Annotated in this window: 16 protein-coding genes; 2 read left to right on the plus strand and 14 right to left on the minus strand. The window is 71.0% G+C overall.

From position 1 onward, the window contains the following. Window positions 1-140: 140 nt before the first annotated feature. The 14 genes from ACIBLC_RS26745 to ACIBLC_RS26810 all read right to left on the minus strand — a co-directional run bounded on the left by ACIBLC_RS26745 (window position 141) and on the right by ACIBLC_RS26810 (window position 21,104). Window positions 141-1,190: a BMP family protein gene (locus tag ACIBLC_RS26745; protein ID WP_399213739.1), complete on the minus strand. Its 1,050-nt coding sequence runs from the start codon at window positions 1,188-1,190 to the stop codon at window positions 141-143. Window positions 1,191-1,464: 274 nt separating this feature from the next. Continuing rightward, window positions 1,465-2,520, minus strand: a complete 1,056-nt coding sequence (locus ACIBLC_RS26750) for a BMP family protein (RefSeq protein WP_399213740.1) — start codon at window positions 2,518-2,520, stop codon at window positions 1,465-1,467. Window positions 2,521-2,875: 355 nt separating this feature from the next. Beyond that, entirely contained in the window at window positions 2,876-4,126 is a 1,251-nt protein-coding gene (locus ACIBLC_RS26755) for an amidohydrolase (protein WP_399213741.1), read from the minus strand. 319 nt (window positions 4,127-4,445) lie between these two features. After that, window positions 4,446-5,258 (minus strand): phosphate ABC transporter ATP-binding protein, encoded by an 813-nt coding sequence (locus ACIBLC_RS26760; RefSeq protein WP_399213915.1) that lies wholly within the window; start codon window positions 5,256-5,258, stop codon window positions 4,446-4,448. Window positions 5,259-5,395: 137 nt separating this feature from the next. After that, the gene (locus tag ACIBLC_RS26765) at window positions 5,396-6,304 is read right to left on the minus strand and encodes a sortase (RefSeq protein WP_399213742.1); all 909 of its coding nucleotides are present in this window, start codon (window positions 6,302-6,304) and stop codon (window positions 5,396-5,398) included. 97 nt (window positions 6,305-6,401) lie between these two features. Further along, the gene (locus ACIBLC_RS26770; protein WP_399213743.1) at window positions 6,402-8,390 is read right to left on the minus strand and encodes an Ig-like domain repeat protein; all 1,989 of its coding nucleotides are present in this window, start codon (window positions 8,388-8,390) and stop codon (window positions 6,402-6,404) included. Between the two features lie 502 nt (window positions 8,391-8,892). Then, window positions 8,893-11,535: a hypothetical protein gene (locus tag ACIBLC_RS26775; RefSeq protein WP_399213744.1), complete on the minus strand. Its 2,643-nt coding sequence runs from the start codon at window positions 11,533-11,535 to the stop codon at window positions 8,893-8,895. Further along, window positions 11,532-13,310, minus strand: a complete 1,779-nt coding sequence (pstS, locus tag ACIBLC_RS26780) for a phosphate ABC transporter substrate-binding protein PstS (protein WP_399213745.1) — start codon at window positions 13,308-13,310, stop codon at window positions 11,532-11,534. Before pstS ends, ACIBLC_RS26775 begins: the two co-directional genes overlap by 4 nt. Continuing rightward, window positions 13,310-14,848, minus strand: a complete 1,539-nt coding sequence (pstA, locus tag ACIBLC_RS26785; RefSeq protein ID WP_399213746.1) for a phosphate ABC transporter permease PstA — start codon at window positions 14,846-14,848, stop codon at window positions 13,310-13,312. The genes pstS and pstA overlap by 1 nt, the downstream gene beginning before the upstream one ends. A 1-nt stretch (window position 14,849) precedes the next feature. After that, window positions 14,850-15,914 carry a phosphate ABC transporter permease subunit PstC gene (gene pstC, locus ACIBLC_RS26790; protein ID WP_399213747.1) on the minus strand — a complete coding sequence of 355 codons (1,065 nt, stop codon included), beginning with the start codon at window positions 15,912-15,914 and terminating at the stop codon, window positions 14,850-14,852. 337 nt (window positions 15,915-16,251) lie between these two features. Beyond that, entirely contained in the window at window positions 16,252-17,382 is a 1,131-nt protein-coding gene (locus ACIBLC_RS26795; RefSeq protein ID WP_399213748.1) for a hypothetical protein, read from the minus strand. Window positions 17,383-17,411: 29 nt separating this feature from the next. Continuing rightward, window positions 17,412-18,347, minus strand: a complete 936-nt coding sequence (locus ACIBLC_RS26800) for an N-acetylneuraminate synthase family protein (RefSeq protein WP_399213749.1) — start codon at window positions 18,345-18,347, stop codon at window positions 17,412-17,414. A gap of 13 nt (window positions 18,348-18,360) precedes the next feature. Then, window positions 18,361-19,689, minus strand: coding sequence for a cytidylyltransferase domain-containing protein (locus ACIBLC_RS26805; protein WP_399213750.1), 1,329 nt, complete (start codon window positions 19,687-19,689; stop codon window positions 18,361-18,363). A 41-nt stretch (window positions 19,690-19,730) separates the two neighbouring features. Then, window positions 19,731-21,104 (minus strand): DUF6716 putative glycosyltransferase, encoded by a 1,374-nt coding sequence (locus tag ACIBLC_RS26810; RefSeq protein WP_399213751.1) that lies wholly within the window; start codon window positions 21,102-21,104, stop codon window positions 19,731-19,733. Window positions 21,105-21,281: 177 nt separating this feature from the next. On the opposite strand from ACIBLC_RS26810, the gene ACIBLC_RS26815 reads away from it, so the two are divergent. Continuing rightward, window positions 21,282-22,268 (plus strand): glycosyltransferase family 2 protein, encoded by a 987-nt coding sequence (locus ACIBLC_RS26815; protein WP_399213752.1) that lies wholly within the window; start codon window positions 21,282-21,284, stop codon window positions 22,266-22,268. Continuing rightward, window positions 22,268-23,599, plus strand: a complete 1,332-nt coding sequence (locus ACIBLC_RS26820) for an alpha-2,8-polysialyltransferase family protein (RefSeq protein WP_399213753.1) — start codon at window positions 22,268-22,270, stop codon at window positions 23,597-23,599. The genes ACIBLC_RS26815 and ACIBLC_RS26820 overlap by 1 nt, the downstream gene beginning before the upstream one ends. Window positions 23,600-23,741: the final 142 nt, after the last annotated feature.

The raw sequence follows: 23,741 nt of genomic DNA on the forward strand, positions 1-23,741 counted from the left end.
CGGAGAGCCAGACTCCCCGTATCCCGTTGAGCGGACGTAACCCCGCGGTTACCAAGCGGCTCCGGGGAAGAGCGGGCGGCCCGAAAGAGCCTTCCTGAACTTCCCCGGAGCCGCTCGGCTGCTCCTGAGGTCCTGCTTCGTCAGCTGGTCTTGACCGTGATCTCGCCGCTGATGATCTTCTCCTTGGCTGCCTCTACGGCGTCCTGGATAGCGGTGTCGTTCTTGAACTCAGGGTTGGAGTCGGCGAGGCCGACCTCGCCGGACTTCAAGTCGCCCCGAACGATACCGGTCTCCGGCTTACCGTCCTCGACCGACTTCGCGAGGTTGTAGACCGCCTTGGCGACGTCCTTGGTCGCGGACGTCAGGATGGAGGCCTTGTACTTGCTCAGGGCTTCCTGCTTGTACTGGTCGGAGTCGACGCCGATCGCCCACACCTTGTTGGCGGCGGCGGCCTCGATGACACCCTGGCCGGACAGACCGGCCGCCGCGTAGACGACGTCGGCCTTCTTCTCGATCTGGCCCTCGGCGGCCGTCTTGCCCTTGTCGGGGCTGGAGAAGCCGCCCTCCTCGGCGGTCTGCGTCAGGTACTGCGACAGGACGGTGACCTTGGGGTTGGTGTCCTTGACGCCCTGCTCGAAGCCCGCGCCGAACTTGTGGATCAGCGGCACGTCCACGCCGCCCACGAAGCCGACGGTGTTGGTCTTGGTGGCCTTGGCGGCGGCGACACCCGCGAGGTAGGAGGCCTCCTGCTCGGAGAAGACCAGGTCCGCGACGTTCGCCGTCTCGACCGTGGAGTCGTCGACGATGCCGAAGGTGGTGTCCGGGTACTTCGCCGCGGCCTCCTTGATGGCCGGCGCGTAGGCGTAGCCGATGCCGATGACCGGGTTGTAGCCCTGCTTGGCCAGCGAGACAAGGCGCTGCGTCTTGTCGGCGTCCGTCTCACCGTCCGTGGGCTCCACGTCGGCGGTCTTGTAACCGAACTCCTTCTTCGCGTCCTCCAGGCCCGCGTAGGCGGCGTCGTTGAAGGACTGGTCGCCCTTGCCGCCGACGTCGTACGCGATGGCGAGACCGAGGTCCCCCTTCGACTCCGACGAGCCCGACGAGGTCGAGGTACCACCACAGGCGGAGATGACGAGGGCGAGAGACGCGGTCGCGGCGCCTGCGAGCGCGATGCGGGGAACCCGGCGCATGAGTTGTGCTCCTGTCGTACAAGCGCCTGACGGAACGGCTTCGGCGCTGGCTTCGCCGCAGATTAACGCGCGTAGACCTTCTAGAAAACCCCTTCTGTCCACCTTGTTATCCGGCTGTGCCCGACGGCACCCTTTCGCCGGGTCCGGTCTTGCCGACCGCAAAGGCGCGGTGGCGGTGGGTGACCTGCGGCGCGGACACGACGACGGGCGGGCGCCTTCCGGCACCCGCCCGCCTTGTGTGACTTTGTTCGCGTTCGCCCGTACAGGGGGCCCGTTACTCGGTCTTGACCTTGATCGAGCCGTCGATGATGCCCGCCTTGGCCTTGGCCACCGCGTCGGTGAGGCCGGCGATCTCCGCCATCTTCGGGTTGCTGTCGGCGAGGCCGACGCCGTCCACCTTCAGGTCGAAGGTCTGCGTGCCGGTCAGCGGCTTGCCGTCCTCGACGGACTTGGCGAGCGCGTACACGGCGCCGCCGACGTCCTTGAGCGCGGAGGTCAGGATGTAGTCCTTGTACGGGGCGAGGGCGGCCTGGTTGTACTGGTCGGAGTCAACGCCGATCGCCCACTTCTTCTCCTTGGCGGCGGCCTCGATCACACCCTGGCCGGAGAGTCCCGCGGCCTGGTAGACCACGTCCGCGTTCTTCTCGAGCTGGCCCTCGGCGGCGGCCTTGCCCTTGTCGGGGCTGGAGAAGCCGCCTTCCTCGGCGGTCTGCGTCAGGTACTGCGAGAGGACCTTGACCTTGGGGTTGGTGTCCTGGACGCCCTGCTTGTAGCCGGCCTCGAACTTGTGGATCAGCGGGATGTCCACACCGCCGACGAAGCCGACGGTGTTGGTCTTGGTGGCCTTGGCGGCGGCGACACCCGCGAGGTAGGAGGCCTCCTGCTCGGCGAAGACCAGGGACGCGACGTTGGCGCCCTCGACCACCGAGTCCACGATGCCGAAGGTGGTGTCCGGGTACTTCGACGCGACGGCGGTCAGCGCGGGGCCGTAGGCGAAGCCGATGCCGATGACCGGGTTGTAGCCCTGCTTGGCCAGTGAGGCGAGCCGCTGCTCCTTGTCGGCGTCGGTCTCGCCGTCGGTGGGCTCGATGTCGGCCGTCTCGTACTTGAACTCGGCCTTCGCCTTCTCCAGCCCGGAGAACGCCGCGTCGTTGAAGGACTGGTCGCCCTTGCCGCCGATGTCGTAGGCGATGGCGAGACCCTTGCCACCGCTGCTCGCGCTGCTGCTGTCACTGTCCGCTTCGTCACTGGTACCGCCGCAGGCCGTGGCCGCGAGTGCGAGCGACGCGACCCCCACCGCGACACGGGTCAGTCTGGATATCCGACGCATCTGAAGGTTCCCCATTCTCCAAAGCCCCGCAGTGGGTGCTGAGTTCGGCGCACATTAACGCGCGTAGACCCTCCAGGGAACGGGGTTTCGCCTGGCCGTTATCCATTCGTGCCGATGGCCGGTTACGTCCCTGTGAACTATGGGGTCGAAGGGTGCACTTGGGGACAGAGCACCTGCTCCGTCGGTGACGATCCGTGTGCCGGTCACGCGCTGTGTGTGACTGGGCAGGCAGTGCTGCCCGGCCGCTCACCACGCTACGACGGAGGGGTGCGCCGCGCTACCGGAGCGGGGCCGCGAACACCTGCGGGAAGGGCGCGACCCGGCGGGCGAACGGGGGTCGCGCCCCTCCCTTCCGTCACGCTCCGAGGTCGAGGACGGGCGTCCCGTCGAGCAGGGCCGCCGCGGTGAAGAGCTCCACGCCCACCGTGATCGCCGACTCGTCGGCGTCGAAGTCGCCCTGGTGCAGGTCGCGGGGAGCGCGCTCGCCGGGGGTGCGCACGCCGAGCCGGGCCATCGCGCCGGGCACCCGCTCCAGGTACCAGGAGAAGTCCTCGCCGCCCAGGCTCTGCTCGGTGTCCTCGATGGAGTGCGCGCCGCGCCGGGCGGTCATGGCGTCGCGCAGCAGGTCGGTGACGGCCGGGTCGTTGACGACCGGCGGAACACCGCGGATGTAGTTGATCTCCGACTTCGCCCGGTACAGGTTGGCGATCTCGTCGATCGCCGCGTGCACCAGGTCGGGCGCCGCGCGCCAGGTGGCGAGGTCCAGGCAGCGCACGGTCCCGGAGAGCTCCGCGTGGTTCGGGATCACGTTGCAGGCGTGCCCGGACTCGATGCGTCCCCAGGTCACGGCGAGCCCGCTGCGCGCGTCGGTGCGGCGCGCGACCAGGACCGGGACGTCGGTGGCGACCCGGGCGGCGGCGGTGACGAGGTCCGTGGTGAGATGCGGGCGCGCGGTGTGGCCGCCCGCGCCGTCGAGTGCGACCTCGAGCCGGTCGCACGCGGAGGTGATCGCGCCGTGCCGCAGTCCGATGCGCCCCGCGTCGACCCTCGGGTCGCAGTGCACGCCGATGATCCGCCCCACGCCTTCGAGGACGCCCGACTCGATCGCGTCGGGGGCGCCACCGGGGAGCACCTCCTCCGCGGGCTGGAAGATCAGCCGCACCGGGCGCGGCAGCCGCCCCTGGCGGTGCAGTTCCGCGAGTACGAGACCGGCGCCGAGCACGACACAGGTGTGCACGTCGTGTCCGCAGGCGTGCGCGCGATCGGGCACGGTCGACCGGTAGGCGCAGTCGGACTTCGTGTCCGGGATGGGCAGCGCGTCGATGTCCGCACGCAGGGCGAGCATGGGACGTACGTCGTCCTGGTCGCCGATGTCACACATGAGCCCGGTACCGGTGTCGAGCACGCGCGGCTTGAGGCCCGCCAGTTCCAGGCGGGCCTTGAGCGCGGCGGTGGTGCGGAACTCCTGGTTGCCGAGCTCGGGGTGCATGTGCAAGTCGCGGCGGAACGCGACGAGTTCGGCGCGCAGCAGCTCGGGCAGCGCGCCGGGGAGCACGGCTTCCCCGGGGAGATCGGCCTCGGACTCTCGGGACGTCACTTGGTTCACCCTCTGAAGGGTAAGGCGATCGGGCGGCCAACTGACCCACGATCAACAAAAGTTCAACCCGTTAGGGGAAGAAAATCTGGCCGCACGGCGCATAGCTGTCGATGGGAATGGGTAAACTCACCCGGCTTTCCAGGCGTTTGGATCTTGAATCGATCCGCCGGGGATCACCCATGGACTCCCCGGCGTGAACGCCCGGGATGGCCGGGCCCATTCCCGTACTGGTTTCCCCACGGTCTCACAGCACACCTGCGGGCCCCGGAACGTCACCGCGGCCGTGCGGGGCGGACACGGAACGTGACCGCCCCTCCCCCGTGGGGCCTCAGCCGAAGCGGCCCGCCACGTAGTCGGCCGTGCGCCGGTCCTCGGGGGTGCCGAAGATGTGGCCGGTGGGACCGTGCTCGACGATGCCGCCGGGGGTGCCCTGTTCGGCGAGGAAGAACGCGCACCGCTGGGAGACGCGGGCCGCCTGCTGCATGTTGTGGGTGACGATCACGACGGTCACCTGGCCGGCGAGTTCCTGGATGGTCTCCTCGACCCGGCGGGTGGACGTGGGGTCGAGCGCCGAGCAGGGTTCGTCCATCAGGAGCACCCGGGGGCGTACGGCCAGGGCCCTGGCGATGCACAGGCGCTGCTGCTGACCGCCGGAGAGCGCGCCGCCGGGCTGCCGCAGCCGGTCCCGCACCTCCTTCCACAGACCTGCCCGGGTCAGGCTCTCCTCGACCAGTACGTCCCTCTCGCCACGGCCGACCCGGGTGCCCGTCAGCCGCAGGCCCGCGACCACGTTGTCGTAGATCGACATGGCGGGGAACGGGTTGGGCTTCTGGAACACCATCCCGATCAGCCGGCGGGCGTCGGTCAGCCTGCGCCCGGGGGCGTAGATGTCCTCCCCCTCGAAGAGCACCTCGCCGCCCATCGCGGCCGCAGGGATCAGCTCGTGCATCCGGTTGAGCGTGCGCAGGAAGGTCGACTTGCCGCAGCCGGAGGGGCCGATCAGCGCGGTGACCTGGCCCGCGGGCATGGTCAGGGAGACCCGTTCCAGGACCTGGTGGTCGCCGAACCAGGCCGAGACGGCACGCGCTTCGAGGGTGGCGGGGGCCGGGGCCGCGGTCCCGGTGGCCGCGACGGGCGGCAGGACGGCGGTGTCGGTGGTGCCCGCCACCCCTGTCCTGGCGGAAGCGGTGCCGGCGGTGGCGGGCACCGCGGTGTAGGGAGAAGCGGTCGCTTCGGTCACGTCGCACACCTCGTGGTGATCGTGGGTCTCGGGGAGGTTCACAGCAGGTTGGGCAGCAGCTCGGTGGTGCGTACGGCGACCTGGAGGCCCAGGACCGCGACGACCGGGGCGAAGACGATCCAGGTCTGGTGGCGGCCCCAGCGGTGCCAGGTCCACACCGCGGCGACCGCGGCGGCGACCAGCGTCTGGAGCCACATCACCAGCGGCCAGGGCACGCCTGCCGGGCGGGCCAGCGGCTGCTCGGCCTCCGGGAGCGTGCCGGGGCGGATGACGGCGGCCGGGGTCCGCGCGGGCGCGGAGACCAGGTCGGCGTCGACGCGCAGCAGACCGCCCGGCATGAAGCCCCGTCCGGTGGCCGTGACCAGGACCAGGCGGCCCTTGCCCGCGGCCACGGTGCCCGGCGCGAGGTCGCCGGCCCGGCGCACGCCGAGGACCCGGTACGTCGCCCTCCCCTGACCGGTGGTCACGGTGAACGTGTCGCCCGCGGCGAGTTCGGAGAGCCGGCCGAACGGCCCGCCGTACGCGGCCGCGCGGCCCATCAGCACGCTGGTGCCGGTCTGACCGGGCAGCGGGGTGTCCCGGCGGTGGCCGGGGCCGTCGGTGAGGACGGCGGAGTCGGTTCCTTCCAGGACGACCTGGTGGACGTCGACGGCGGGGATGTCGATCAGCGCGACCGGAGTGCCGGGCGCGAGCAGGTGCCCCTGCTGGTCGGTCTGGGACACCGGGGCGGTGCCCAGGGCGAGTTGGGCGCGAAGTTCGTCGAACGCGGCGTGCTGGGCGGCCCGTTCCTGGAGGCCGCTGACCAACAGCAGTTGTGCGGTGAGGCCGAGCAGCAGGGCGGCCAGGGTGAGCAGGCCGCCCCGGGCGAGGTGCCGGACGGCGGTGATGCTCCGGACGCGCGGCCGTGGCACGGGGGTTGCGAGCGTGGTCTGTACGGCGACCGTCACGGCGGCCCGTCTCCTTCGTTGGTGTGCGTTCGGCGGGGCCCGCCGGGGAGGCCGCGGTCGCGGTCTCCCCGGGGGGCGTCTGCCGACTGGCCGTGGATCAGGTGGACTTGATGACGAAGTTGGCGCCGTTGCGCGCGTTCACCGTCGTGGAGCCCGCGTAGTTCGCGTGCAGGGTGTGGCTGCCCTTGCCGAGCTTGGGCAGGGTGACGGTCGCCTTGCCGGCGCTGAGCGTGGCGGTGGCGATCAGCCGGGAGCCCTCGTAGATGCGGACCTTGCCGGTCGGCGTGGTGCCGGTCGCGGTGACCTTCACGGCGACCTTGGCGCGGGCGGTGTGGCTGACCGAGGCGGGCGCCGTCTTGGTGACGGTCGGCGTCGCCTTGCCGACCGTCAGCTTGGCGGTCGTCGCGGAGGCGTTGAGCTTGCTGCCGCCCGAGTAGGAGACGGTCAGGCTGTGCGAGCCGACCTTGAGGTGGTTAGACAGCGGGACGGAGACCTTGCCGGCGCTGAGGGTGCCCGTGCCGAGGGTGGTGGAGCCCTCCTTGACGGTGACCTTGCCGGTGGCGACGACACCGTGCGTACCGGTCACGCTGACGGCGACCTTCGGGGTCCTGCCGTACGCGGTCGTCGCGGCGCTCGCCCTGGTGGTGCTCGCGTACTTGGCGACGCCGGTCCAGGAGGCCTCGGCGCCGGTGCCCGCGACGTTGGCCGCGGCGACGGTGGCCGTGTACTTGGCGTTGGCCAGGCCGGTGAACGTGTAGCTCTTGGTGGTGGCCGGGACGTCCTTGGTGGCGACGACCACGCCTTCCGCGTCCTTCAGCGTGACGCGGTAGTCGGTGACGGGCTGCGCGGGGGCCGGAGAGGGCGCCGTCCAGGTCAGCTTGACGCTCGCGTCGCCGAGGGTGGCCGCGAGGGTGGCGGGCTTGGCGGGCACGGCGGGCGGGGTGGAGAGCTCCAGGCCGCCGACCTTGGCGTGCTTGGCCTGGCTGACCGAGCCGTTGTACGACTCGTTCAGGAAGCCGAAGTCGGCGATGACCTTCTCGGAGTTCTCCGAGGCGAGGGCCGCCTCGTGGGTGCCGCTGGTGACGAAGACGTCGTAGAGGTCCTTGTCGAAGAAGATGCTGCTCGGGTCGATCGCCCGGGTCGGGACGACGTTGTAGACGTCGCGGCCGAAGGTGGCGTTCTCGTAGTAGCCGCTGACCGGGGTGAGCTTGCCGTTGACCGTGGTCACCGGGCTGGTGGCGCCGGTCTGGCTGGGCAGGGTGACGCTCGCCAGCCGGGCGCCGGCGGCGACCGCGTCCTCGCTGTTGTTGGGCGCGATGCCGTTGTACTGCGCGATCCAGCTGCCCACGGAGAACGGCACGAGGGCGCCGTCCTGGGTGAGCGCGGCGTCGCCCTGGTTCTCCTGGACGACCGGGAGCTGGTCGTCGACCGTGGTCGCGGTGAGGCCGATGGCCGCGAGGAAGAACTTGCGGGTACCGGAGTCGGCCTGCGGAATGACCGGGTGCAGGGCCTGACCGTTCAGTACACGGTCGCCGCCCTTCTTGTAGATCTCGTGCAGCTGGTCGACCGTCAGGTTGTCGAGGCCCGACCCGCGGACCGCGACGCCCACCGCGTCCCGGGCGAACGGAATGTAGGTGAGGGCGTTGCCGGAGACGCTCGGGCCGCTCGATGACCGGGCGAAGTCGACCTGGCCCTTGACGGAGACGCCCGTGGCGGGAGCCGGGTAGAGGTCGCCGGTCAGCGCCATGCTGAGCGCGGTGCGGCCCGCGCCGGAGCCGTTGGGACGCGTGAACGTCGGGCCGCCGGAGCGGGTCTGGATGGTGGTGGACCCGGTGACGATCGCGTCGTACGAGGCGACGCCCGCGCCGGACGCCGACTTCACGGCGGTCGGGGCGTAGTCGGTGCCGTTGACGACGTCGCCGGCGAGGGCGTTGAGCACGTCCTGCGTGGTGTCCGAACCCACGCCGACGAGCTTGCGGAACGTCCCGGCGGGGGTGGGGTCGGCGGACGCCGGGCTCGCCAGAGCCAGCGTGCCGGACACCACGGCTGCGGCGACCATGGCCGCGGTGAGGCGCATTCTGCGCATCGAGGGTCTCCTGAGGTAGTACGTCGGGTGCGTCTGCGATCTGGCAGGGTGGTGCAGGCCGTCCGCCCCGACTGCCTTTCGGGGCGGACGGCCGCCTGTGGAGAGCCCCCGGCCTCCAGGGGCCGCGTGACTCTGCGATTCGGGAACCCCGGCCCGCGAAGGCCCGGCTCCTTGGTGCGGGAACCCGGGCCCTTCGTGGGCCACGGCTCCTTTCAGCGGGAACCCCGGCCCGCGAAGGCCCGGCTCCGTCCAACGGGAGCCCCGACCCGGTCGGCCCGGCTCCCTCGTGCAGGAGCCCTCGGCCCGAACGGGCCAGACTCCGTCCTGCGGGAACCCCGGCCGGTCAAGGCCTGGCTCCGTCCGTGGGGAGTCGCGGCCCCGTCGGGCCTGCTCCGTCCTGTGGGAAGCCGGCCCGCGAGGGCCTGCTCCCTCATGCAGGAGCCCTCGGCCCGACCGGGTCGGCTCCCTCCCGCGTGGGCCTCGGGGGCCGTGGCCCAGGGGCTCAGCCCCGCCCCGGTGGCAGCAGCCTGCGCAGCCGTTCCGGGAGGGTGAGCGCGGGGATGGTGAGAGCGCGCCCGCCGGGGAGCGGGACTCGTAGCGGGAGGCGCGCCCTGCTGCCGCCCGCGAAGGGTGCGCCCGCACCGGCCACGGCGCCGAGCGCGGCACCGACGGGGACGGCGTAGCGCAGGGCGTTCGCGGGGTCGGCGGGTGTGGTGCCGGCCGCGGTGGTCTCGACGGCCTTGCCACCGTCGTAGGAGGGCCCGGCGCTGGGAGTGGAACTCGCGCTCCCGCCGCCGTCCGGCGCCACGGCGCCGTCGCCCCCCGTGCCGCCGCCGGACACTCCCCCGCCCGACGTGTCGTCGGAGCCACCGGTACCGCCCCCGCCCGCCGCGCCGGAGGAGCCTTCCTCGGCGGAGGACGGCGCGGTGTAGTGGACGAGGGTGTCCGCCGCGGCGGCCGTCCTCGCGCGCAGGGTCTTCGACAACGGGGCGTAGCCGGGCGGGAGAAGACCCGGGTCGGCGCCGCTGACCTGGCCGTCGCCCGCCACGTACGTCAGCAGGGCCGCGTAGTCCTTGCGTGCGGCCGAGTCGATCTTGGCGGGGCGTACGGCGGCGTAGACGAGCTGCGCGAGGGGGTACGCGGCCTTCGCGGTCGCCGTGGCCGGCCTGATCTCGGGTGCCTTGTCCCCGGACGCGCTCGCCGCCGCGGCGGTGAGCGAGGCGTTCGTCGGCGCGGCGAACTCCCCCACCGCGTTCCGCAGCCGCGCCGTCTGGAGCCCGTAACGCGCGGCGGACGCCGCGTCGGTGACGGTGATCACGAACCGGTCGCCCACCGTCTGCGGGCCTGGGCTCTTGAACGCGGGCGGGCTGGCCAGCGGGTCCCAGACGGCCTTCCACAACGTGTCGGTGCGACGGGTGTGCAGCGCGCCGGAGTGCATGTCCTCCACGTACGGATGGAAATCGATCATGCACTGCTGGGCGGTGGCGCCGGTACTCGCCGGGACCATGCACCACGGATCGCTCTTCGGGTACGTGTCCGTGTCCGCCGGGTCGAAGGCGAAGCCGGTCGGGTTCAGGTCGACGTTGGTGCTGTAGTACGGGTTGACGTGCGTCCCGTAGTCGTCGGAGACACCGGCGAGGAAGTTGCGGGCGTCCTTGTCCGCGACGATCCACTGCCACACCGCACGCGCCGAGTCGCTGTGCCCGAGCGCGGTGAGCAGGTCCGTGTCGGTCGCCGGCGTCTCGGCCACCGACAGTTCCGCGAACTCCGGGTTGAGCGCGACGAACTCGGGGTCCGTCGCCAGGCCCGCCGGGTTGTTCTTCGCCCAGCCGTAGCCGTCCGCGACCGTCGAGCCGGCGACCGCTCCCCAGGGGGAGTTGCGGTAGGACTCGGTGAGCAGCTTGGCGACCAGCCGGGGCGTGAGGTCGATGGACTGGACCTTGGTTCCGGCGAGTTCGCGTATCGCGTCCGAGGCGGCCGCGGGCTTGGGTCTGCGTTCGATGGTGAAGCCGATCACCGTGCCGGACAGCGCCGTCGGGGCGTACACGGTGGTGTCGCCCGGAGCGGTGGTGCCCTCGTCGGCGCCGAGGGGCCGGGTGGTGAAGGCGAGTCCGGAGGAGCCGTCGTCGATGAGGCGGGCGCGGGTGTCGGGTTCGCCGAGTTCGGTGTAGCCGTACACCCTGCCGGTCGGGCACAGGGCCGACTGCCAGCTCGTCATGGCGTCGGCGGCGAGCTCACTGCCGGTGGTGGCGCGCTCGTCGGAGCCGAGGGCGCAGTTGACGCCCACGCTGTTGAAGCCGAGTTCGACCGCGATCCGGTTCTGCCAGTTGGTGGAGGAGACCGGTGAGCCGGCGTTGACCTTGCTGGCGTCGGCGTACGGCTTGCCGTCGAGGTCGAGGTGACCCTGCGGGACGATCACCAGCCAGCAGGAGCGGGGGGTGGTACGGCCGCCCTTCGTCACCGGAGTTCCGCAGCCCAGGTGCGGGGCCTCGTTGGCGGTCTGCACCTCGAAGAACTCCTGCCCGGTGCCGTCGGCGCTGGTGCGGGCGAAGTCGACCTCGTTGGTGGTGTTGTAGTTGAACAGTGCGTTGTTCTGGGTGTTGGTGGTGATCAGCGTGCCGTCGACGGCCTTGAAGGGCACTTCGCCGACGCCGGTGGAGTTGCCGGCGCCGTACCGGTTGTCCTCGCCGTAGACGGTGGGTTCGGGGTTGTGGAAGACCTGGCGGGTGTCGTCGAAGTCGTTGCCGGGCCAGCTGCCCCGGCCGGTGGTCGGGGAGGCGCCGTACTGGCACTGGGTGCGCGAGGGTCCCGGGTTGTCCGGCACGGTGCCGTCGTCGTCGCCCCAGCACTGCATGATCTGCACGAAGTCGGTGTTGAACGCCGTGCCCGCGAAGGTGCTGGGGGTGCCGCCGGTCCAGGAGACGTTGATCGCCTGGCTGGTGAGGTGGGTGGTCTGGCCGACCGTGAACCGCATGTCCTTGAACTCTTCGCGTCCGGAGACGGTGACGGCGGACTCGGTGTTCCGGTCGCCGCTCGCCGCGGTGGCGGGCTGTGCGGTCTGCGCGACGGCGAGCCCCGCGAGGGCGCCCACGGCCGCGCCGGCGACGAGACGCACCAGCAGGCCGCGTATCCGGTTCGTCCTCATCGCGAACTCCCGTCGGTGAGGTCCTGGAAGTCTCCGGAACCCTTGCCGGCCTGGTTGCCCCTGGTGCCGCCGCTCCCCGTGCCGTCACCGCGCCCGGTGATCGCCCGCGAGACGAGGGAGGGCAGCAGGATGAGCCCGAGGATCAGGGCGGCGGCGAGCAGCATCAGCGTCTGGGTGCCGGTCCAGCCGGTCCGCCCGGCCACGCTGACCGGCTGGGCGAGGGCGACGGTGCCGTCGGCGGCCGTTCCCCCGGCGGCGCCGGTCGCTCCGGAGCCGTCCGGCGACAGGGTCTGTCCGGTGTCGGGATCGACGGACGCCTTCCCTCCGCCGCTCGCCGCGTCACCGCCGCCCGTCGAACCGCTCCCGGCCGAGCCACCGGCCGAGGCCCCGCCCGCCGAAGTACCGCCGGTGGAAACGGAGTTGCCCGTCCCACCGGTCGAACCACCCGACGTCGAGCCCGACTTGGCACCCCCGCTGCCCGTGGTGCAGGGCGCGGCGCCCTTCTTGTCGCAGGCGGCGGGGTAGGGCGCGGTTTCGGCCAGCTTGTTGCGGCCGCTGGTGGTGAAGGTCGGGTTGTTGCAGTTCTTGATGTTGATGTTCTTCGTCTGCACGCCCGGGATGCGGCGGATCTGGTCGAAGCCCGCCTGGACCAGGTTGATCGGCAGCGGTGAGTAGCCCAGTTTGGGCGCCTGTTGCTGGCCCTGGCACATGAAGTAGTACGAGAAGGCGCCGAGCGTCTTGCCCTTGGCCTTGGTGAAGGTGCCCTGCTCCTTGAGGGGCAGGATCATGTACGAGTAGCTGGACAGCGGGTAGTTGCGCTTGTCGGTGTCGTTGTAGACGCCTTCGAGCTTCTGGGTGAGGTAGTCCGCGGAGCTCCTGTTGGTGTTGATCTTCGCCTTGAGCAGCGAGACCGCGACGTTCTCCGGGGTCGGCTCGGTGTAGTAGCCCGCGCGGTTGAGGACCTTGGCGACCGGATAGTGGGCGTTCTTGGCGTACGAGTAGTTGACGTAGCCGATGGCACCCTCGCCGTAGTTCTGGGCGATGTATCCGGCCACGCCGAGGTCGCCGGACTGGGCGATCATGCCGGACACGGTCGGGTAGTACGAGGTCTGACCGCAGGCGCCCGAGCGGCCGACGCGACCGCAGTAGTTCTGCCACAGCGACTTGTGCTGGTTGGCCATCCACATCGTGAACTGGGCGGTGGAGCCCGAGCCGTCGGAGCGGACGACGGGCACGATGGTGCGGTGCGGCAGCTGGAGCCCCGGGTTGTCGGCCTTGATCACCGGGTCGTCCCAGGTCTTGACGACACCGGTGAAGATCTTGGTGACCACGTCTCCGGAGAGCCGGAGGTTGGTGACCTTCTTGCCGTTGACGGTGAGGTGGTACATGAAGACGGTCCCGCCGGCCACGATCGGCATGTAGGCGTACGACCCGGAAGCGGGGTGCTCGGCGGCCGAACCGTCGGTCGGGTCGGTCTGGAAGGGGATGTCCGAGACCGCGAAGTCGACGGTTCCGCTGAGAAACTGACGGCGTCCGTCGGAGGAACCTCCACCGGCGTAACTGATCCGCATTCCGTACTGGTTGACGGCTCGGCGCCACTCGTCGACGGCGTTCTCCGCCCAGGTGGAACCGGCCCCGGCGATCGGCGTGTAGCTCTCGGCCGCGGCAGGCGCGGCCGCGGGACCGGCCAGCAGCCCGGCGATGATGCCGAGCAGCGCGCCGAAGGTCCCCAGCGCCCGCAGGGGCCGAAGAGCGGTGGTGAGGTGGCTGCGCATCAGTCGTTCTCTCCGGGGACGGGGGTGGGGGCGGCGGGAGCGGACGGGGCGGGGCCGGGGGTGGCGGCCCCCGGCGGGGTGGCGGCGGGTCCGGGCGGGGTGCCGCCGGCGGGCGCCAGGGTCTCCGGGACCTCGAGGGCTTCCGGCATCTCGGAGGGCTCCGGTGCTTCGAAGGCTCCGGAGGGCTCCGGTGACTCGCAGGCTTCCAGCACGTCGGAGGACTGCGGCTCGACGGGGGCCCCGGGTGACTCGAAGGCTTCCGGTGCGTCGGAGGACTGCGGCTCGTCGGAGGGTTCCGGGACCTCGGAGACCCTGGGCATCTCGAAGGCTTCCGGCGTCTCGAACAGCGAGAGGCCGGCCCCGTGCAGGTCCTCGAAGCGGGAGACGTCGCGGCGCGAGGCGCGGGCGGTGCGACGGGCCTGCCGCTTGGTCTGGTGGCCGGGACCGCGACCGCCGATCACGCGGGCGATCACGAACAGCACCAGGACCAGGGCCATCAGAACGGCCGCCGCGCCGAACCCGCGGGCGATCATCGCCGGTTCGGGCGACTTCACGAAGTTGAAGACCGCGAGCGGCAGGGACACCATCGGCCCGCTGGTCGGGTCGGCGTTGAGCGCCACCGTGTAGCCGGCGGTCAGCAGCACGGGCGAGGTCTCACCGATACCGCGCGCGGTGCCGAGGATGACGGCGGTGGCGAGCCCGGAGCGGGCGGTGGGCAGCACGACGTGCCACACGGTCCGCCATCGGGGCGCGCCCAGCGCCTCGGCGGCCTCGGTCAGGTTCCCCGGCACCAGCCGCAGCACCACGTCGGCCGCGCGGATCACGATCGGCAGCATCATCACGCTGATCGCGAACCCGGCCGCGAGCCCCGACTTCTGCATGCCGAGGCCGAGGATCCAGGTGGCGTACACCATCAGGCCGGCCACGATCGAGGGCAGCGCGGTCATCGCCTCGACGATGGTGCGGACGAACCGCGAGAACCTGCCCGGGATCTGGTTCAGATAGACCGCGCAGGCGAGGCCCAGCGGCACGGTGATCGCCAGCGCGATGGCGATCATGATGAGCGTGCCGAGCATCGCGTGGGCGATGCCGCCGTTGGTCAGCGGGTCGAGCGGGCCCGCCGCCTGCATGTCCTGGGTGAAGAAGTTGCCGTGCGGCAGCGCCTCCCGGCCGCGCCAGGCCGTGAAGCCGACGACCATGACGAGCGCGGTGAACAGCAGCGTGGCCGCCGTCCACAGTACGACGGTCATCACCCGGTCGCGTACGGCCTGCCGGTCCTCCTCAATCCCTGTCAACACCGCGTAGATGATGAGAAAAGCGAGGTAGGACGTGACGGCGAAGCCCAACCCACCAGAGAAGGGAGCGAGTTCGCCGAAGAGCAGGATCGTGACGCACAGCCCGGAGGCGGCGGCGCCGGTGAGTGCCAGGACGCCGGAGCGGCTGACGCCGCCGATGCGGCGCGGCTGGGCGGGTGGCAGCGCGGGCGCCGGCGGCGCGGGCTCGGCGACCAGGACGGGAGTCTTTTCCAGAACGGTCATCTCATGCCTCGCTCTGCGCGCCGGACCGGGAGCGGGCCACAACCGAGGAGGCTGTGAAGTTGACCGCCAGGGTGAGCAGGAACAGCGCCAGGCCCGCGGCCATCAGCGCGGACATGCCGAACTCGGAGGAGTCGCCGTAGTGCAGGGCGATCAGCGAGGAGACCGAGTTGGAGCCGGTCTGGAGGATGTGCGGCTGGATGACGAAGACCGGCGAGATGATCAGGTAGACCGCGATGGTCTCGCCGAGTGCCCGGCCGAGCCCCAGCATGGTGCCGCCGATGATCCCGCCCTTGCCGTACGGCAGGACGACGCTGCGGATCATTCCCCAGCGGGTGGCGCCGAGCGCGTAGGCGCCCTCGCGCTCACCGGCGGGGGCCTGGGAGAAGACCTCGCGCATCACCGAGCACTGGATCGGCGCGACCATCAGCGCGACGACGATGCCGGCGATGAAGGTGGAGGCCGTGAAGACGCTGTCGGAGGCCAGGGGTTCGCCCGGCTGGGTGCCGTCCACCTTGAACAGCGGTATCCAGCCGAGCCATTCGGAGAGCCACCGGGACAGCCCGATCACATGCTGCTGGAGGAAGAACAGCCCCCACAGTCCGTACACCACGGACGGTACGGCGGCCATCAGGTCGACCATCGTGACGAGCGTGCGGCGCAGCTTGGGCGGCGCCACATCGGCGATGAACAGCGCGGTCCCGACGGCCAGCGGCACGGAGATCGTCACCGCGACGGCGGCGATCAGCACCGTGCCGGTGAGGACGGCCGCGATGCCGAAGTTGTGGACGTCCGGCTGCCATTGGGCCGTGGTGAGGAACCCGAACCCGCGGACGCGGAGCGCCTGTCCTGCCCGCAGCAGCAGGAAGAGCCCGACTCCCGCCATCACCGCGAGGACGGCGACACCGGTGGCCGTCAACTGACAGCGGAACACCCGGTCACCGAACCCACGGGCCGTGTGCAACTGCCGGGGTACGGAACTCCCCTCGACCGGAGCCCCCGCACCCGGCGCCCCCGCCCCGGGTCTGTCGGACTCCGGTCTGTCGGAGTCCTCTTGCTCGGACGCCACGCGTTGTCCCCCCACTCCGAGTACTGAATCAAGCCGCCGGGGCCGAAAGGCACCGCGCGGACAGATTCAATGGCCGGATCGTGTCGCTCCCGCGCGTGATCAATGGCCAACTCGCGAACAGCGCATGTCCGTTCGGTGCAAGAGTCGTGGAGGAGCTTCCGGTCGACCGGTGAGCTTCCGGTCGACCGGTGACGAGCGCTCAGGTCCCTGGTGGACGTGCGTGGGGCCGCGGCGACCAGTCCACGGCGCGGAAGACCCGTGAGGGGGCCTACGCGGCGGAGCGCACGCGGAAACGCCGGGTCACCCGTGGGTGACCCGGTATCCGGTGAGTTGTCCGCTACGCCGAAGTCACAGCCGACAGCCGGTGCACGTCCCGGGCCGTCCCCGTGACCCCCGACAAGAACCCCTGCGCCCGCGGCGAGGCGCTCTCCGTGAGCCAGGCCGGGTCGATGTCGCACACCGCGACGCGGACCTCGGTGCCGGCCAGCGCGAGCGGGAGGGTGTGGACGACCGTGGAGGGGAAACTGAGGATCGTCCGGCCGATGGGCCCGCGGCGGGCGATCAGTTCGAGGGGGAGGTCCGGGCGGACTATCTCCAGGCCCGTCTCCACGGCCAGCCGGTGCAGCTTCTCCGTGCTCTCGCGGCGGTGGGCGAAGTAGCGGGTGGCGCCGTGCGTCTTGGCGAGGTTGCGGACCGCTTCCAGGTAGTGGTCCGGGTCGACCACGCCGGTCTCGACCAGGGACGTACCGACCAGGTCCGCGCCCTTGGTGATGCGGGGCGGGCCGAAGCGGGCCCGGGTCCAGGAGAAGTCGTTCGAGGTGAGGCGGACGCCCTCGGGGGCCGAGTCGATCGGCATCGAGGAGAAGACCTCGACCGATCGGGACCCGGACGGCGTGAGGCGGCGGCGGGCCGCGGACGAGACCGGCGCGAAGAGCAGATCACGCGGGCCGGGACGACCACCGCGCCGGTGCCAGCGCACCAGGCGCTCGCCACGGGCCAGTTGGGCCACGAACTCCATCGTCGCCGTGCCGTCGTCGACCACGACCAGGTCGCGTGCCCGGGTGATGCTCAGCAGAAGCTGGACATACCGGGAGAACGGGTCTCCCATGACGATCCGGTGCGCCCTGCGCAGCAGCGGGGCGAGACCGCCGATCGTCTGGAAAGGCGCCGACGTGCCGCCGCGCGCCTCCTCCCAGCGGACCTCGTAGCCCTCGTCGCGGGCCAGGTCCGCCATGCGGCGCAGCTGGCCGCGCGTCATCGGGTCGTTGGGTGAGAGGACGACCAGGGTGAGCCCCGCGCCGGGCGGACCGGCGGCCCCCCGGGCCGGCGCCGCGACGGGCGCCGGAGCACTGCTCTGCTCGGGCCGGAGGGCATGGGCGTGCGCCCACTCCAGCACGTTCAGGAGCTGTACCGGACTCTCGACGAAAGCGAGAGTGTGGGGGCCGGCGGAACCGGCGCGGGGGCTCATCGACGTACGACCGTCCCGTCTTAAGGGGCTCAGACCGAGACCGGCTCACCGGCGGCGTCGGCGATCTCCGCCTCCGCGACGACGCCCGTGACGCGGCGCAGCTTCTTCATCGGACCGAGCTCCGACTCGTAGACCTTCTTCACGCCGTCACCGAGGGAGGCCTCGATCGTACGGATGTCCCGGACGAGGCGGACGAGGCCCTGCGGCTCGACGGAGGCCGCCTGGTCGGAGCCCCACATCGCGCGGTCCAGGGTGATGTGGCGCTCGACGAAGGTAGCACCCAGGGCGACCGCCGCGAGGGTGGTCTGCAGGCCCGTCTCGTGACCGGAGTAGCCGATCGGGACGTTCGGGTACTCGGCCTGGAGGGTGTTGATGACGCGGAGGTTGAGCTCCTCGGCCTGCGCCGGGTACGTCGACGTGGCGTGGCACATCAGGATGTTGTCCGAGCCGAGGACCTCGACCGCGTGACGGATCTGCTTCGGGGTGGACATACCGGTCGAGAGGATGACCGTACGGCCGGTGGCGCGGAGCGCGCGCAGCAGCTCGTCGTCCGTGAGCGAGGCCGAGGCGACCTTGTGGGCGGGCACGTCGAACTTCTCCAGGAAGGCGACGGCCTCGGTGTCCCACGGGGAGGCGAACCAGTCGATGTTCTTGCTCTTGGCGTACTCGTCGATCTGACGGTAGTCGTCCTCGCCGAACTCGACCCGGTGACGGTAGTCGATGTAGGTCATGCGACCCCAGGGGGTGTCGCGCTCGATGTCCCACTGGTCGCGCGGGGTGCAGATCTCCGGGGTGCGCTTCTGGAACTTGACGGCGTCACAGCCGGCTTCGGCGGCGGCGTCGATGAGCTTGAACGCGTTCTCCAGCTCGCCGTTGTGGTTGATGCCGATCTCGCCGACGACGTAGACCGGGTGGCCGGGGCCGGCGGTCTTCGAACCGAAATTGCGCAGACGGGAGTTGCTCATGGGGGGACTTTCCTTACTTGTCGAGGGAGTCGAGAGAGGGGCCGAGGATCCAGCTGGCGATCTCTCGGATCGCGCCGTCGCCGCCGGGAACGGTGGTGACCGCGCGTGCGGCGCCGCGCACGACGTCATGGGCGCTCGCGACCGCCACGGGCCAGCCCACCAGGGCGAAGCACGGGAGGTCGTTCACGTCGTTGCCGACGTAGAGCACGCGCTCCGGCGCGATGCCCTGCTCCTCGCACCACTGCTTCAGTGCGAGGTCTTTCCGGTCGATGCCGTGCAGCACGGGGATCTGGAGCTTCCGTGCGCGGGCGGCGACGACCGGGTTCTGTTCCGTGGACAGGATCAGCATCGACAGGCCGCTCTTGCGGAGGGCCGCGATGCCGAGGCCGTCGCCGCGGTGCACGGAGACGACCTCCCGTCCGTCGGAGTCGATCAGCACCCTGTCATCGGTCTGGGTGCCGTCGAAGTCGAGGACGACCGCGTCGATGTCGGAGGCGGTCGGGAGCGCGCCGGGGCGGTTGGCGTCGAACAGCGGCGCCAGCGCCCGCGCGCGGGCGAGGTCGTGCGGGTCGTCGATCTCCAGCACCCGCGCGGGGTCCGTGCGGACGAGCTCGGTACGGCCGAAGAAGCGGTGCTGGTGCGTCCGGAAGCCCGCCGCGTCCATCGCGTACGCCGCGCCGGTCTCCAGGAGGTCCTGGGGGCGGTCCTGGCGGCGCGGGCGGAAGGCCTTGTCGTGGTTGACGCCGTAGCCGCCGCCGGTGGCCGTGGCGAGCGCGGTGCCGGTGTCCGTGGCCGAACCCCCGGCGGACGCCAGGGAAGCGGCGGCGGAGCCGGTGTCGACGGCCGTGGCCTCGTCGTCGGCGTCGCGCCAGATGAAGCCGTGGAAGGCGGCCACGGTCACCGCGGTGTCCGCGCCGTTCTCCACGACGGCGGCCGAGACCCCGTCGATGTCCTCGCGGATGATGAACGGGCTGGTGGCCTGCACGAGCAGCACCACGTCGACCGCCGAGCCGTGCAGCGCCTCGTGGGCGTCCATGGCGTGCAGCACGGCGGCCTCGGAGGTCGCGGTGTCGCCGGCGATGGCGGCGGGGCGCAGGACCACCTCGGCGCCGGCCTGCCGGGCGGCGGTGGCGATCGCCTGGTCGTCCGTGGAGACCACGACGTCCGTGACGAGGCGCGCCGCGCGGCACTCGCGCACGGCGCGGGCCACCAGCGGCACACCTCCGACCGGGAGGAGGTTCTTCGCGGGGACGCCCTTGGAGCCGCCGCGCGCGGGAATCACCGCGAGCACACGGCGCACCCGCGCCGCCTGGCCCGCTTGACCGGCTTCCGAGTTGGACATTCGCTGTTCTCCTTGACGAGGGACGCGTGGTGTGTGGGCTCTCACAGCTCGCCCATCCGCCGGATCACCGGCGCCACACGCTGGACACCGTGGCGGTAGGCCCCGCGGGCGGCCCGGCGGACTATCTGCCGCACCGGGCTGGGCTCCCGGTCCGCCGCGGGGGCGCCGGGCAGCGGGGTGCCGTCCGGGCCGAGGTGGTGCCGAGCGAGAATACCTGGCAGGTAGCCGGGCGCTGTGACGGGCGTGTAGTACGGGGCGAGCGGCGGGAGCTCGGGCGTCTCCAGGAGCTCGCTGATACGGAACCGCGCCACGTCGAACGCCGTCTCGTACGAACCGTCGGCGGCGACGCCCTGCCGGGACACCCAGGCGGCGTTCGGCGAGGGCTGGTACCCGTCGTCGAGCTGGTCCCAGGAGGCCAGGCACCCCGAGCCCACGAAGTGGTGGTTGCCGAGCGACTCGCGCACCCCGAGGTCGCTGAGGACGACGGTGGGGATACGCCGGTGCAGGGATTCCAGGGCGGCCGTGGAGCTGATGGTGATGAGCAGGTCCGTGCTGTCGAGTACCTCGCCCATGTGCCCGTAAACGAGCCGGAAGTTGGCGGGCGGCTCCAGCTTCTGCACCAGCTTCTGGTACGGCAGTTCCTCGATGTGCGTGGTGTGCTCGCCCGGCTTGGAGCGCAGCTTGAGCAGCACCTCGCGCTCCGGGTGCAGCTTCGCGTGCTGGATCAGCCGGTCGAGCAGGTATGTACGGTCCTTGCGGCTGTCCGGCACGGAGGGCTGGGCGGCGAAGACGACCGTGTACGGGTCGTTACCCTTCCGGTATGGAGCTCCGCCGAGGAAGGGCAGCGCGACCTCGGTGACCGAGGAGGCGTCGGCGCCTACTCCCTCGTACACAGCTCGGAAACGGTCCGCGTCCTGGCGGGAGTTGGCGAGGACGAGGTCCGCGCCGTGCCGCAGCAGCAGTCCGTCGGCGAGCTTCTCGTATACGACGCCGACATAACCGGTGACGACCACGGGCCGCTCCGCGCGGCCGTCCCAGATCCGCCGCAGGCCGTGCAGCATCGCCTGGACGGCACCGCCGACCAGGGCGAGGACGACGACGTCGTACGACTCCTGCTCCATGGTCCGCAGGAATTCTACGGCCGTGACCTCCCGGATGGAATCGGCGCTGACCCCCACTTCCGCCAGCTGGCGCGGAGTGGGCGTGGCCCGTCCGCGCAGCAGGAATCCGCTCAGGGCAGCGCCGACTTGCGCGTCGGCGCGCGGTCCGGCTTCCATGGACGGGCCCGGAGCAATGCGGTCCGCGGTCAGCGCACCCCACTTCCAGCGGGTGTCGGAGTCCGCGAGTACCGCGATCCGTAGGGACTTCGTTGTACTCGTTGCACTAGGTGGCACACCTACGACGCTAGGAACCATTTCTTAGGTATAACCCAACCTCAACTCAACAAAGAGTTAACAGAACACTTCCGAGAGCCCAACTGGCCCGCCGATGACCAGGAAGTACCTGGAATGCACCGTTCCGACACATTGAGTTCACCCACAGTATCCGCACCGGAAAGTTCCGCCTCCGGGCAGCCTCGTAGGCTTCCCGGCGTGCCCAAGCTCTCCGTCATCGTGCCGTTCTACAACGTCCAGCAGTACGCCCCGGACACCCTCCGAAGCCTGCGCCTGAACGCTCGGGAAGACTTCGAGTTCGTGCTGGTGGACGACCATTCGAAGGATGAAACCCCTGCGATCCTGGAGCGGGCGGCCGAGGAACTCTCAGACGTCGCCCAAGTCCGTTATGTCCGGCATGAGAAGAACGGCGGACTCGCCACCGCACGCAACACCGGCCTCGACGCGTCGAGCGGCGAGTACCTGACCTTCCTGGACGGCGACGACTGGCTCGCGCCGGGCTACCTCGGTGAACTCGTCTCGGCCATCGAGGGGTTGGGCTGCGACTTCATCCGCACCGACCACGTGCAGACCACCAACCGCGGCCGTACGGTGCACCGGGCCCCGCACGGACGGCGCGACGAGGTGATGAACCCGCGCGAGGCGATCCTGCCCGTCGACCGGACGACCTCGGTGGACTACGCGTACGCCTGGGCCGGCGCCTACCACCGCCGACTGCTCGACAAGGGTGTGCTGCATTTCACGGACGGACTGCGCACGGCCGAGGACCGGCCGTGGATCTGGAAGCTGCACCGAGAGGCCGACTCGTTCGCCGTGGTCGGCCTGCTGGGCGTCTTCTACCGGCGTGGAGTCGCTTCCTCACTCACTCAAATCGGTGACGTCCGTCAGCTCGACTTCATCCGGGCCTTCGACCAGGTCGTCGAGGAGACCGCCGCGGACCGCGACGCCGAACGGCTGCTGCCCAAGGCGGTACGGACCTACTGCGCGATCATCGCCCACCACCTCGCCGAGATCGACAAGTTCGAGCCGGCCGTCGCCAAGCAGCTGCGGTCGATGAGCGCGGCGGCCATAAAGCGCATGCCCCAGGACGCGCTCGGTGACGTGCTCGACACCATGGACCTGAGCCGTTCCTCGAAACTGCGGCGGCTGCGGCGCCGGATCACCACTGCTAAGGCGGCCGCCTGATGTCCCGTACGACCCAGATCTTCTGCGCCTCGACGCTGTACGGCGCGGCCACCCTGGCGGCGGCGATCGAGTCCGACCAGTTCACCGAGGCGGACCGCCGGCTCCTGCTGGTGTTCAACAACTCCGCGACACCGGAGACCACCCCCGCCGTCGACGAGATGCCCGGGTTCGCATCGCTGAGCGACCACTTCGACGGCGTGCTGTCCTGGAACGACGCCATTCGTCCGTTCCATCCCGGAGCGTGGTCACCGCGGCCCGACGACATTCCGTTGTTCGAACGTTATCTGCGGCTGCTCTGGGACCTGAGTGACGACCGGGTGGAGCTGGTCCTGGAGTCGATCCAGGTCAGCCCCGCCTTCACGGTGGCGCAGCTGTTCACCGGTGCGCCCATCGACGTCTACGCCGACGGCCTGATGAGCTACGGCCCCACCCGCAACAAGCTCGACCCGCTGGTCGGCACGCGGGTGCGCCGGCTGCTGCACCTGGATCTGGTGCCCGGCCTGACGCCGCTGCTGCTGACCGAGTTCGACGTGCCCGCGGAGGTCGTGCCGTCGGACGCGTTCCTGAAGGTACTGAGCGGGCTCGGCGGCGCCGTACCGGAGCTGCCCGCGCTGCCCGACAACGCGGCGCTGCTGCTCGGCCAGTACCTGTCCGCGCTGAACATCCTCACCCCGCAGGAGGAGGAGGACCTGCACGTGCGGATGATGCGCGGGGCGGTCGACCGCGGGCACCGCGCCATCGTCTTCAAGCCGCACCCGACCGCGCCGGCCCGCTACAGCCGCGCCCTGGAGACCGAGGCCGCCGCGCTCGGCGTCGACCTCACCGTCCTGGACACGCCCGTGCTCGCCGAGGTGCTGTTCGAGAAGGCCCGGCCCGCGCTCGTGGTCGGCTGCTTCTCCACCGCGCTGTTCACGGCCTCGGTGCTCTACGACCTGCCGGTCGCCCGAATCGGTACCGAACCGATACTGGATCGCCTCACGCCCTACCAGAACAGCAACCGCGTGCCCGTCGCGCTGGCCGACGCGCTGCTGCCGGACCTGGAGGCCAAGAAGGGGAACGACACCCTCCCCGACGACCAGCTCAACGGCCTGGTCATCGCACTCGGCTTCACCATGCAGCCGCAGATCCACCCGAGGCTGCGCCCGGCCGCCGAGAGCTATCTGTCCCAGCACTTCGGCCCGCGCACCCAGCGCTACTTCAAGCGCCGCCGGCTCACCTCGCTCGGGCTCCCCGGCGGCATCCCGGAGCGGCTGGCGTTCGTCCCCCGCAACTCCACGGCCCGCCGCGTAGTGCGCCAGGCCCGCGCACTGCGCAAGGCGGTACGCCGCTGAGCGGGGCGTCCCGGAACGGTGCGCCAGGGGCGGGGGGGTGCCCGGGGGGGGCCCGCCCCCCGCCCCCCCCCCCCCCCGCGGGGCCCCCCCCCCCCCCCCACACCCCCCCCCCCGGGCCCCCCACACCGCCCCACGGCAAACC

It is taken from the genome of Streptomyces sp. NPDC050535 (assembly GCF_044457665.1).
Classification (GTDB): domain Bacteria; phylum Actinomycetota; class Actinomycetes; order Streptomycetales; family Streptomycetaceae; genus Streptomyces.